Here is a 12,556-nt window from a genome sequence, read left to right as displayed (position 1 = left end):
AATATGTTGAAGTTAATAAAGCTTGTTGCGTGCTTCTTTCTCATGTTTAGCATAAATGCATGCCAACCCACACAGTCAGCGACTTCAACAATTGATGCAAATAATTTTGACAGTTTCTGGATTTGGGGTGACATTAAAACCGCCTCTTATCTAATCAATGCAAAAGAGCTTTATATCTTACAAGGTGAGATTCGCTACGTTAAACAAAAGCAAAGTTCTATCCTTATTCCACAAGGTATTTCTGTTTTAAAACTCCCCCATCAAAAAATCTGGTTAGTGTTTAGGACTCATCATTTAAATTGGACTGAACAGGACTACCAAAATATTTTTAATCGTCTCGCTCAGTGGAAAAATCAAGGAAACAATGTCATTGGTATTCAAATTGATTTTGATAGCAAAACCAAGAATCTTAGAGATTACGCCTTATTCCTACAAAAACTAAGACATAAACTTCCTCAAAACTATCAATTGAGTATTACTGGCTTGCTTGATTGGACTAATTTTAAAGATCAAACGACCTTAGCTATTTTTAGACAAAATATTAATGAGTTAATTATTCAAACCTATCAAGGTACAACCACGATTCCGAATTATTCACAATACTTAAAGCGAATTTCGAGCTTAAAGCTGCCCTATAAAATTGGTTTTGTACAAGGTGGTCGCTATCAAAAAGATGTGAAATACACCAACGATCCCAATTTTAAAGGCTATGTGATCTTTTTGCTTCGATCAAAAACATGAATTAACTTGCGATTTTAGTGAAAGGTGTCTAAAATCGCAGCTTCGCAATTTGCGACATAACTTTTTAGTTATGACTCCTTGCTTCTAATTTTTATATTTAGGGGCTGCTTAAACCGTAAGGAGCTGACAATGCGTCACTACGAAATCGTACTATTGGTACATCCAGACCAAAGCGATCAAGTTGTAGGTATGGTTGAACGCTATATCTCTCAGATCAAAGAAGCTGAAGGTCAAATTCACCGTTTAGAAGATTGGGGCCGTCGCCAATTGGCTTACCCAATTAACAAAATTCACAAAGCACACTACATTCTTATGAATGTTGAATGTGGTCAAACGACTCTTGATGAATTAGAAGAATTATTCCGTTATAACGACGCAATCATTCGTAACATCATCATCCGTCGTGAAAACGCAATTACTGAAGAATCTTTACTTGCTAAGAGTGCTGAAGAAAAACGTGCGCGTAAAGCTCAACGTGAAGAAGCACAACAAGCAGTTCAAGAAGCTGAATAAGGAGAACATCAATGGCACGTTTTTACCGTCGTCGCAAGTTCTGCCGCTTTACAGCTGAGAATGTTGCGTACATCGACTACAAAGATATCGACACTTTGAAACAGTACATCACTGAAAATGGCAAGATTGTTCCTAGCCGTATTACAGGTACTAAAGCTCGTTATCAACGTCAATTAGCGTTAGCAATTAAACAAGCTCGCTATTTGTCTTTGATTCCTTACACTGACAATCATAAGTGAGGTTGAGCCGTGGATATTATCTTATTACAACGCATTAAGAACCTTGGTAAATTAGGCGACAAAGTATCAGTTAAAGCTGGTTACGGTCGTAACTTCTTGATCCCTCAAGGTAAAGCTGTAGCTGCAACTGAAGCAAACACTGCTGCATTTGAAGCTCGTCGTGCTGAACTTGAAAAACAAGAAGCTGAAGTATTAGCTGCTGCGAATGCACGTGCTGAACAATTGAACGAAGTTAACATCGTGATCACTGCTAAAGCTGGTGACGAAGGTAAACTATTCGGTTCTATCGGTACTCGTGACATCGCTGATGCTTTAACTAATGCTGGTCTTGTTGTTGACCGTGCAGAAGTTCGTTTACCAAACGGTGCGCTTCGCCACACTGGTGAATTCAACATCGCAATCCAATTGCATCATGATGTTGTTGCTGAAGTTCTCGTTACTATCGTATCTGAGTAATTTCTGCAAAGAAAAGAGCATGTTTTACATGCTCTTTTTTTATGCCTAAAATTTAGGCTGTACTTTTTCACCAATTAAACAATTTTATTCCAATTAAACCCTCCTGTTTGAATCCATTTGGATTAAGATAGTCATTCATTTACGGTTTCATTTTTTTATTAGGTCTAGTTATGTCACAGGCAAATGCCAATTTTGCAAAAAATACTCCCAACACAGAGAGTAAAGTGAATGACTCAGGTCAACTCAAAGAATTCAGGACCCCCCCCCATAACCTTGCAATTGAACAAGCAGTTTTAGCAGCACTAATGACTGTTGCAGAATCATTTGAGCAAGTGGGTGATTTACTCAAAGAAAATGATTTTTACGCGACGCGCCACAAATATATTTATCGCGCAATTGAAAAGCTTGCTCAAGAAAACTCACCTTATGATGCTGTACTCGTTAATGACTGGTTGCTCAAGCAAAACCTATTAGATGCAATTGGTGGTGAAGAATATTTAATGCAACTCATGGCAGACTCCCCTTCAAGTTTTTATAACTTGGAAACCTATGCCAATAAAATTAAAGAATTCTCAACCCTACGCAGCATGATTAAAGTCAGTAGTGATATTTTACAAAATGCTTATGATACGAAAGGTCGACCTGTCAGTGAAATTTTAGATTTAGCTGAAACCAATATTTTTTCGTTAGCAGAACAGCACAATAACAATAAAAAGGATGCTGGCCCTAAATCAATTAGCTCAGTTACTGCTGATGTGATTAGCAAGCTCGATGAACTATCCAAAATGGATGGCAATATCACAGGTCTTTCGACAGGTTTCCTTGAGCTAGACAATAAAACCTATGGCATGCAAGCAGGTGACTTAATTATTGTCGCTGCACGTCCTTCTATGGGTAAAACAACCTTTGCAATGAACTTAGTTGAAAGTGTTTTATTTAACTGTAATTTACCCGCGCTGGTTTATTCAATGGAAATGCCAGCCGACTCCATTGCGATGCGTTTAATTTCTTCTTACGGCAAAGTTCACCAAGGACATTTACGTTCAGGGAAACTTGATGGTGATGAGTGGTCAAAAGTTACAGGTACGATTCTTCAACTTCAAGAAAAGCATTTGTATATTGATGATTCCTCAGCACTACCACCAACAGAAGTACGTTCTCGTGCACGTCGAATTGCAAAAATGCATGACGGTAAAATTGGCTGTATCATGGTCGATTATTTACAGTTGATGAAAGTTCCAGGTATGGGCGACAATCGTGTCGGCGAGATTTCTGAAATTTCACGAAGCCTTAAAGCTTTGGCCAAAGAAATGAATTGTCCTGTGATTGCACTTTCACAGCTTAACCGTAGTCTAGAGAACCGACCAAACAAACGCCCTGTTATGTCAGACTTACGTGAATCAGGAGCGATTGAGCAGGATGCCGATTTGATCATGTTCATCTACCGTGATGAAGTCTATAACAAAGAATCTAAAGAAGCTGGTACAGCAGAAATCATTATCGGTAAGCAACGTAACGGTCCTATTGGTACTGTTCGCCTTGCTTTTGAAGGTCAATATACGCGTTTTAGTAATCTCTCGCCTGAGTTCTATGCTCAATATGATGACGAGGAATAATTTTTAATTTCTAGCTCTTATATATCTTCCCAAGCCGTCCCAAAGGAGTACTCAGGGTGCGCCAAGCAACAGTTTATATTGATAGTCAAGCACTTCAATATAATTTAAACCGTGTCAAACAACTTGCACCACATTCAAAAATTGTAAGTATGGTAAAAGCCAATGCTTACGGACATGGAGTCAAAAACTGCTTAGCTGCCTTAAATACCACAGATGCTTTTGGTGTCGCCTGCTTAGAGGAAGCCTTAGAAATCAGGCGATTGGGATATCAACAATCCATTACCTTGATTGAAGGCATATTTTCTGAAGATGAAATGACGCAAGTGATTGAGCAGAAACTTGAATGTATTGTTCATCATCGTCAACAAGTTGAATGGCTATTCGCTCACAAACAAGCTTATAACGCTTTAGGCTTAAAGGTTTGGGTCAAACTCAATAGTGGTATGAATCGCCTAGGCTTCAAAATAAATGAAATTATTGATGTTATTCAATGCTTAAAAGCTGAAGGATTCACCTGTGTATTGACCATGCATTTCGCCAATGCTGATGCAGATCACCCACTCAATCAGCAGCAAATTGAACAGTTTTTATCTGTAAAACAGGCTTGTGGACCCATCCTTGCTTCATGCTGTAATTCTGTTGCAATCTATAAATATCCAGAGCTACATTTTGATTATGTCCGCCCAGGTATCATGCTTTATGGTGCGAGCCCATTTGCAGATAAAACTGTGCACGACCTAGACTTAAAGCCAGTGATGACTTTTAGTGCAGAAATTATTGCACTGAATCATATCCAAAAAGGCGAATATGTGGGCTATGGTTCTACTTATACTGCTACACAAAATGCTGATATTGCCATAGTTTCAATTGGCTATGGGGATGGCTATCCACGAGCATTTATTCACCCTAACTTTGTTGCGATTCATCAGCAACTTGTTCCTATTGTAGGGCGAGTAAGCATGGATATGATTGCAATTGATATTAGTCAGGTTAAAGCTGAAATAGGCACTCAAGTCGAACTTTGGGGAAATACTCGCTTAGTGGATGATGTTGCGACTGCAAACGGTACTATTGGTTATGAGCTACTATGCAGACTGAGTAACCGACCAGTGCGAAAATTGAAATAAAAATATTGAAAAAATCCAAGCAATTGCTTGGATTTTTAGTTTTACAAACCATAATCCGAAGTTGGCTTTGGCAATTCCTGCAAACCACGTCTTAATGTCTCAGACCATTGCTTACTAATTTGACTAAAATAAGGATCTTCCTCATTGATTCTCTTCCCTTCTGGAATCAAGAAACTATCCTTATGATAAACCAAGACATCTAAAGGCAGCCCAACAGAAACATTTGATCGTAGAGTCGAATCAAAAGAAATCAAGGTACAGCGCAATGCATCATCTAGAGGCATTGTAAAATGTAAAGCACGATCTAAAATAGGTTTGCCATACTTACTTTCACCGATCTGAAAATATGGTGTATCCGTTGTCGCACAAATAAAATTTCCTTGAGGATAGACATTATAAAGCTCCATATCCTCCCCTTTAATTTGGCCACCTACTAAAATACTGCAAGAATAATTCATTTGCTCTTGCGTATCCGTCGTGATGTCTTCTAAAACTTTACGTAATGTTTTGCCCACAAGTTCTGCAACTTCAAACATTGTTTTTACGGTATATAAATTAGGCTCTTGATCTAAGGCCAAAGCATTTTGTAAATGTCCAATAACGGCCTGTGTTGTTGCTAAATTACCCGCTGTTTGTAGCGCGATAAATCGTTCACCTTCAACACCAAAGGTATGTAATTTACGAAAAACAGATATATGATCGACCCCTGCATTCGTCCGAGTATCACTAATCAATACCAAACCTTGCTCTAATCTTAATGCACAACAATAGGTCATCTTTCTCTCTTTACACTCAACAAGCTAAAACCTGAACCACAGACATCATACTTTCTACTCCGCCTTGCTCACGCACACCACGTACTGGTGCGACATCGAGATAATCTCGACCAACCGCAACATAGATATGATTTTGAGGCGTAAATATCTGGTTACTAATATCGAAACAATACCATTCATTTTCAATAAAAGCTTCCGCCCATGCATGACTGGCGAGGTGTGGTTGGTTCTGGTCATACAAATAACCAGAAACATAACGAGCTGGTATCTGTAAGGCACGACACATAGCGATAAACACATGTGCATGGTCTTGGCAAACCCCCTGGCCTGCATAAAATGCATCAATCGCCGCGGTAGTCACTGAAGTACTCTCAGGCTGATATGGCATTTGTTGTAATATTTTTTCAGATAAAAGTATCAAATGCTGACGATCTTTCATTTTGATTACCGACTGCGCAAAATCAAACATCATTAAATCACAATGCGTCATCGCAGTACGCTGTAGAAACAACATAGGCGAAACATCAATTTCAAAAAAACCAAGTTCGGTGTCAAAAAGCTCAACTATTCCCTGCGCCATAATCGTCAGGTAGCGATAATCATGTCTTTGAGTTGCCGTGATCCATAAATTATTAAAGGCATCTCTTTTACAGGCGTATTCTCCCGGAACACTAATATGCCAGTTTTCAATCGTCTGATGCCTCGAACTCTGAGGCATCATCTTAATCGACTGCACACTATTTCGTGCAATCTGAGTATAACGATAATGCGTTTGATGATTCACCATCAGCTTCATGCGTATACCTCAAATTGATTTTCTAGCTGGTATGTAAAGGCATAGAACTGGTTCACATAAGGTTGATTTTTTAGAATCTCCCAAGTGCTTTGCAAGTCTTGCCATCCTAAGTCATATAACTGAACGACAACTGGATCAACCGTTTCTAATACATTGTGAATATTATGTTGGAACCGAAAATAAGTATCTATTTGCTCTATGCTTTGCCCTAAATAAAAAAATAAAAATATATCTGGTTGTTCAGCTTTTAGAATTTCACAGCAATCATCAATTACTGCACGAATATTTTCAGCCTCACACTTCACATTTTTGATTAAATGATTCAACTCTGCATATGCTTTTGCTGTTAAAAGGCCTCTAAGTTCTTGAATATTATCTCTAGCGATCTCAAGCTGGCTGATTAAAGAATATGGTTGCTGCGGATCAAGCATAAACTGATTCAAATTTTCAGCATCATCAATATGTAAACATAATGCTTGAGCAAATGTCTCGGCTTGCTGGTCATTTGTAAAAGGCAAATGTTGAGCAACATAACCGATGCGAAATAAATAACGTCCTAACCAATAAATATGTTGTGCGCTTGAGCTGAGTAAATGCATAAATGTCCTCCCTTATCGTTAATAAAAGACCTAAACACTCACTCATGTTTAAATAAGTGTTTAAGCTAAAGTTCCATGTGGAAGATTCTAAGATCGTAGTGTTTCAACAACCCATGTATCTTTAATTCCACCACCTTGAGAGGAATTTACAACTAGAGAGCCTGCTTGCATTGCAACACGGGTCAATCCACCCGGCACGATTTCAGTACGATAAGGAGAGCTCAATACAAAAGGACGTAAATCAATATGTCTTTCAGCAACACCTTCCGTCGTTAAAGTCGGTGCGACAGAAAGTGCTAATGTCGGCTGAGCAATATAAAGACATGGCGACTCAATAATTTTCTGTCTAAATGCTTCTATTTGCTCTTGGTCTGCTTGAGGGCCAATCAACATGCCATAGCCACCAGATCCCTGAGCTTCTTTAACAACCAACTTTTCTAAGTTATTTAATACATAATCCAAATGCTCAGCATCACGACATTGATAAGTTGGCACATTATTTAGAATTGGACTTTCTCCCAAATAATATTGAATCATTTGATCAACATAAGGATAAATCGACTTATCATCTGCCACACCCGTTCCCGGCGCATTTGCAATCACTACATTATTTTGCAGATAAGCAGACATCAGCCCTGCAACCCCAAGCGTGCTATCTGGTCTAAAAGTTAAAGGATCTAAGAAATCATCATCTAAACGTCTATAAATCACATCCACTTGCTGACGGCCACGAACTGTTTTCACAAAAACATGATCATTTTCAACAAATAAATCTCGACTTGTCACTAGTGGAACATCCATTTCACGGGCCAGAAATGCATGTTCATAATAAGCACTATTAAAACGTCCCGGTGTTAAGACAACAATCAACGGATTATCGACATGTGCATTCTCTGCTAAAACTTCTCTTAGTAAAGTTGGATATTGCTCAATCCCCTGTAAATTATTACTAGAACATAAATCAGGCATGAGTGTTTGGCTGATTTTGCGGCTTTCGATCATATAAGACACCCCAGATGGTGTTCTTAAATTATCTTCCAGTACAAAAAAATCACCCTGACCGTCTCGAATAATATCAATCCCACTAATTTGCGAATAAATCTTACCTTTTAGATTATGCTTCAACATATGTGGCTGAAATGCTTCATGCGACATGATTTGAGCTGCTGGAATCAAACCATCTTTTAAAATGTTTTGTTGATGGTAAATATCATCTAAAAATAGATTCAATGCTTTGACACGTTGTGCACAGCCTGTTGAAATTTTTTCCCATTGTTTCTTTTCAATGACTCTTGGAATTAAATCATAAGGAATCGTTCTTTCAGTACCCTCATGATCACCATAAACGTTGAATGTAATACCTTGATAGAGAAAATGTTGTTTAGCTTGTGCACCAAGTAATTTAAGATCCTCCAAACTACGCAGACTTAACCATTGTTCAATCTTTTTAGAAGCTTCACCGTTAATACTTTTATCGTCTAACATTTCGTTGAAAAATTGCGATTTGAGTTGCTCAAATAAATTTGGTGTGACATTGAGCTGTTGAATAAATGTAGACGAATGTACTGATACTGCTGCAGCCGTTTGATCTGGCGCATAATAATCTGTGCTGACATGTAGGTTGTGTTCTTGTTCTGACATAGAAACCTCGTCTCATCATTTATTTATATAACTAGCAAAGCAATTTCGATGCCACTTATATCTGATGGATATTTTTTATACAGCCTAAACATACTCCTGCAAAGCTGCCGACGTTTCAGTCGTAAATACGTAATCTCGATATGATGCGCTTGCCAAATGCCAATAGTTTTTTTATTGTGTGTGCTTTAGAGCATTGAATTATTTATTACGCATATGTCATCTGCACAAGAAAAAGAAACATCCAATAGTCTTTATCGCCAATGGCAAATCTTATCTCGTCTCTCGACAGGGAAATGGATGGGAACACGTGAACTTCAAGAAATATTAGAACGAGAAGGGATCGATATTAGTTTACGCACCATTCAACGTGATCTAAATCAAATTGCACAACGCTTTCCAATTGAAAGCAACAAAACAGTTCCTCAAGGTTGGCGCTGGCGCTCAGATGCACCAATTCAAAGCTTGCCACATATGACTAGCTCTCAAGCTGTTACGTTTATGATGGTTGAGGAACACCTAAGACATTTGCTACCACCAAGTTTACTCGAAGAAATGATGCCTTGGTTCGACCTCGCAAAACGCAGTTTATCGACTCAAAATAACGTTCGACAATGGATCAATCGCGTTCGTATTGTGCCTGCCAATCAACCACTCATTCCACCAATGGTCGATAAACTAGCTCAACAAGCGATCTATGAAGGTCTTTTGCAAGATAAACAAATTGAGTGCATTTACAGCGCACGAACAAACCAAGGCGAAGATAAAACGTATATTTTGAATCCACTCGCTTTGGTTCAAAGAGGTGCTGTTATTTATCTTATTTGCACGAGAAATGATAAAACTGATGTCCAAACTTTTGCGCTGCACCGTTTTAAAGCAGCCACCGTTTTAGAAAGCCGTGCCTTACATCCTGTAAATTTTGACATTGATCATTATATTGATTCTGGTGCATTAGGTTTCCGTGTCGATTACAGTAAACCGACTGAACAAATTCAGCTTAAACTCACAATGACTGAGAATACTGCCAAAAGCTTTTATGAAAGTCAGTTAAGTAAAGACCAGATCATCACGCCATTAGAAGAAAATATTGTTGAAGTCTCAGCAAATGTTCCTTTTACATCTCAGCTCGTTTGGTGGCTAAGAAGTTTTGGCAAAAAGCTACTAAATATCGAACCAACTGTTGTTTATAATGCAGTCAAAGAAATTGAAGAAAAATAAATATTTTTACATACTATATATACCTAAACTTTACTATAAAGATGGAGTAAGTTGATTAGGGTGACTAATAACAGATGGTAAAATATACATAATATTCTATATAATAGCTTTGCACAAATTATCAGTCATTGAAGACAGATAATTTATATAAAATATCTATTGGTAGAATTAAAATGTATAACCACATTAAATATATTTCCTTACTAGGACTTATTACAACAACTATCTTTTTATCGGCCTGTGGTGGTAGCTCTACAAACTCGGATAGTAGTTACACCCCACCAAAAGTAATGAGTGAAGTTAAAACTAATTTAAAATTCTTAAATACATCACTACCCTCTGCTCAATCAACAAATGTAGATACTCCAGTCTATCGCTATACTCAAATTTTTAATAAAGAAAATGATCAGTTCAAGATAAGCTATCGATTAGAGTTTGATTTTAATATTGATACAAATACACTTTACCGGTTAGAAGCCCACTATGATCAGTTAGTCAACTCAATACCATACTCAATCAAACTCATAGAATTTAAGAAAAATGGTCAGGAATTAACCTACAACAAAGAATTCTACTGCTCAGAAGAAGATAATCCATGTACAAACATTATCAACTCAATCAATATGAGAACAGGTCAAGCTAAGCTAAAATTTAATAACTTATTACTAACCAAATCATCATGGTCAGATGGACAGCTCAATACAATTACTCTTGCAGGCTATGTTGAAGGAACACTTACAGAGGCTCCGACTAATGTGCAATTAACAACGAGTCAAAATCATGAACTCAAATGGTCAACAAATCCGTCAAGTCAGGAAAGTTTCAGTGTAATTAGTGACTATCATCAACTTGATTTTACAAATCATAATGAAGCGACCTTACATTTAGGAGACGGATCTTTTTGGGAGGCTTGGGGATATATTTTAATCAAGAACAATCAGGTCAATAGTTTTTATTATCAACCAGCTTCCTCAGCAGGCCTAACATTATTCTTCTCATGCACACCACAAAGCACACCATGTCGAAATACATCATATAATTCAAATAATTATGAGGTCATTTTCTCTAATACTAAAGTGGATAGTACTTTATTAGGTATTGGCTATCTAAACGGATCAACTGGTTTATAAATAAAAAAGAGAACCATCAAGGTTCTCTAAAATTTTTATATAATTTATCCTAAATAATCAGTATTTTTTTCTTAGATTAATTTGAATTAAGCCAATTTCCCCCACTGTTTAAAATTGGCTTGAACTGTATGATCACGATGAGTTTAATTAAAAACAGCATGCAAGTTCATAACCATTATAACGAATCCGCTTTTTGGTCATTATAAAAGCCCTCTTTATTTAAATGAAGAACCAATATAACAATGATTTTTTAGCTAGAGAAGTAACAAAGATTGCAATTAAAAGCTATTTTTCTGCTAGATATACTGAATATATAAATCTATAAAATAAAAAAGCTCCCCAAAGGGAGCTTTAAATCATACCATTAGCTTAAGCTGAAAATGGATGACGTAAAACGATTGTTTCTGCACGGTCAGGACCAGTTGAAACGATATCAATTGGACAACCAATTAAAGCTTCGATACGACGTACATAAGCCAATGCATTTGCAGGAAGTTGCTCAATTTGAGTTAAGCCAACTGTAGATTCGCTCCAACCTGGCATTGTTTCATAGATTGGCTTCAAGCTTTCAAATGAAATCGCATCAGAAGAACCTGCACAACCCGAATCCACATCTTCATAACCGACACAGATTTTAACTTCTTCTAAACCATCTAATACATCAAGTTTAGTTAAGCAAATACCAGATAGTGAGTTCACCTCTACAGAACGACGCAGAATTTCAGCATCGAACCAACCACAACGACGTTGACGACCAGTAGAAGCACCAAATTCATGGCCCACAGTACCTAAATGACGACCAATTGCATCACCTGTATCTGTCGAAGCATCATAGTGCAATTCTGTAGGGAAAGGACCAGCACCTACACGAGTTGTATATGCTTTTGTAATACCCAATACATAATCTAAATGTAATGGCCCCATACCCGAACCAGAGCTTACGCCACCAGCAGTGGTATTTGAACTCGTAACAAATGGATATGTACCATGATCGATATCAAGTAAAGAACCTTGTGCACCCTCGAACATGATTGCCTTACCTTCTTTGCGGTAATCATGTAACACTTTAGTGACATCAATCACTAATGGTGCAAGCACTTCACGCCAAGCGTTACAAAGTGCAAGTACGTCTTCAAACTTAACTTCTTCAACGCCATAGAATTGAGAAAGTTGGAAGTTATGAAGCTCAAGCATTTCCTTGAGTTTTTCTTCAAGCAATTCACCGCCACGAATCAAGTCAGCAACACGCACAGCGCGGCGAGCAACTTTATCTTCGTATGCAGGACCAATACCTCGACCAGTTGTACCAATCTTCGCGTTACCGCGTTTCTTTTCACGTGCTTGGTCAAGTGCGATATGGTTTGGCAAAATTAAAGGACAGTTTGGAGAAATACGTAAACGTTCTTTAACAGGTACGCCTTCTTCTTCCAAAATTGCCATTTCTTTGATTAAAGCTTCAGGTGATAACACCACACCATTACCAATTAAGCACAATACGTTTTCACGTAAAATACCTGATGGAATGAGGTGTAATACAGTTTTCTTACCACCTACGACAAGCGTATGCCCTGCATTGTGACCACCTTGATAACGTACAACGGCAGCCGCTTGATCTGTGAGCAGGTCGACGATTTTACCTTTACCTTCGTCGCCCCATTGGGTACCAAGTACCACAACATTTTTGCCCATAATAGCCTCATTACA

At 37.8% G+C, this 12,556-nt stretch carries 13 protein-coding genes; 8 read left to right on the top strand and 5 right to left on the bottom strand.

Annotated elements, in window-relative coordinates; translation table 11 throughout:
• The first annotated feature begins 3 nt into the window (after positions 1-3).
• The 6 genes from F959_RS07070 to alr all read left to right on the top strand — a co-directional run bounded on the left by F959_RS07070 (position 4) and on the right by alr (position 4,692).
• Positions 4-741 carry a DUF3142 domain-containing protein gene (locus tag F959_RS07070; RefSeq protein ID WP_017196925.1) on the top strand — a complete coding sequence of 246 codons (738 nt, stop codon included), beginning with the start codon at positions 4-6 and terminating at the stop codon, positions 739-741.
• Positions 742-870: 129 nt separating this feature from the next.
• Positions 871-1,254, top strand: coding sequence for a 30S ribosomal protein S6 (gene rpsF, locus F959_RS07065; protein ID WP_004878637.1), 384 nt, complete (start codon positions 871-873; stop codon positions 1,252-1,254).
• An 11-nt stretch (positions 1,255-1,265) separates the two neighbouring features.
• Positions 1,266-1,493 carry a 30S ribosomal protein S18 gene (gene rpsR / locus F959_RS07060; protein WP_000090661.1) on the top strand — a complete coding sequence of 76 codons (228 nt, stop codon included), beginning with the start codon at positions 1,266-1,268 and terminating at the stop codon, positions 1,491-1,493.
• A 9-nt stretch (positions 1,494-1,502) separates the two neighbouring features.
• Entirely contained in the window at positions 1,503-1,949 is a 447-nt protein-coding gene (gene rplI, locus F959_RS07055) for a 50S ribosomal protein L9 (protein ID WP_004878635.1), read from the top strand.
• A gap of 170 nt (positions 1,950-2,119) precedes the next feature.
• Positions 2,120-3,565, top strand: a complete 1,446-nt coding sequence (dnaB, locus tag F959_RS07050; protein ID WP_004878633.1) for a replicative DNA helicase — start codon at positions 2,120-2,122, stop codon at positions 3,563-3,565.
• Positions 3,566-3,621: 56 nt separating this feature from the next.
• On the top strand, positions 3,622-4,692 hold the full coding sequence (gene alr, locus F959_RS07045) for an alanine racemase (protein WP_004878632.1): 1,071 nt from the start codon (positions 3,622-3,624) through the stop codon (positions 4,690-4,692).
• A gap of 41 nt (positions 4,693-4,733) precedes the next feature.
• On the opposite strand, the gene F959_RS07040 is transcribed toward alr, so the two are convergent.
• The 4 genes from F959_RS07040 to F959_RS07025 form a co-directional block, all read right to left on the bottom strand.
• Positions 4,734-5,468: a proteasome-type protease gene (locus F959_RS07040; RefSeq protein WP_004878630.1), complete on the bottom strand. Its 735-nt coding sequence runs from the start codon at positions 5,466-5,468 to the stop codon at positions 4,734-4,736.
• 16 nt (positions 5,469-5,484) lie between these two features.
• On the bottom strand, positions 5,485-6,264 hold the full coding sequence (locus F959_RS07035) for a transglutaminase family protein (RefSeq protein ID WP_004878629.1): 780 nt from the start codon (positions 6,262-6,264) through the stop codon (positions 5,485-5,487).
• Positions 6,261-6,863, bottom strand: coding sequence for an alpha-E domain-containing protein (locus tag F959_RS07030; RefSeq protein ID WP_004878627.1), 603 nt, complete (start codon positions 6,861-6,863; stop codon positions 6,261-6,263). The genes F959_RS07035 and F959_RS07030 overlap by 4 nt, the downstream gene beginning before the upstream one ends.
• Positions 6,864-6,950: 87 nt before the next feature.
• The gene (locus F959_RS07025; RefSeq protein WP_004878625.1) at positions 6,951-8,504 is read right to left on the bottom strand and encodes a circularly permuted type 2 ATP-grasp protein; all 1,554 of its coding nucleotides are present in this window, start codon (positions 8,502-8,504) and stop codon (positions 6,951-6,953) included.
• Between the two features lie 213 nt (positions 8,505-8,717).
• On the opposite strand from F959_RS07025, the gene F959_RS16790 reads away from it, so the two are divergent.
• Entirely contained in the window at positions 8,718-9,722 is a 1,005-nt protein-coding gene (locus F959_RS16790) for a helix-turn-helix transcriptional regulator (protein WP_004878623.1), read from the top strand.
• Positions 9,723-9,895: 173 nt separating this feature from the next.
• The gene (locus F959_RS07015) at positions 9,896-10,852 is read left to right on the top strand and encodes a hypothetical protein (RefSeq protein ID WP_004878621.1); all 957 of its coding nucleotides are present in this window, start codon (positions 9,896-9,898) and stop codon (positions 10,850-10,852) included.
• 369 nt (positions 10,853-11,221) lie between these two features.
• Here the strand turns inward: F959_RS07015 and F959_RS07010 are convergent, their stop codons facing one another.
• Positions 11,222-12,541, bottom strand: coding sequence for an adenylosuccinate synthase (locus tag F959_RS07010; protein WP_004878619.1), 1,320 nt, complete (start codon positions 12,539-12,541; stop codon positions 11,222-11,224).
• Positions 12,542-12,556 lie beyond the last annotated feature (15 nt).

The organism is Acinetobacter venetianus RAG-1 = CIP 110063 (assembly GCF_000368585.1).
GTDB lineage: Bacteria > Pseudomonadota > Gammaproteobacteria > Pseudomonadales > Moraxellaceae > Acinetobacter > Acinetobacter venetianus.
This window is presented reverse-complemented; position numbering and strand designations above follow the sequence as displayed.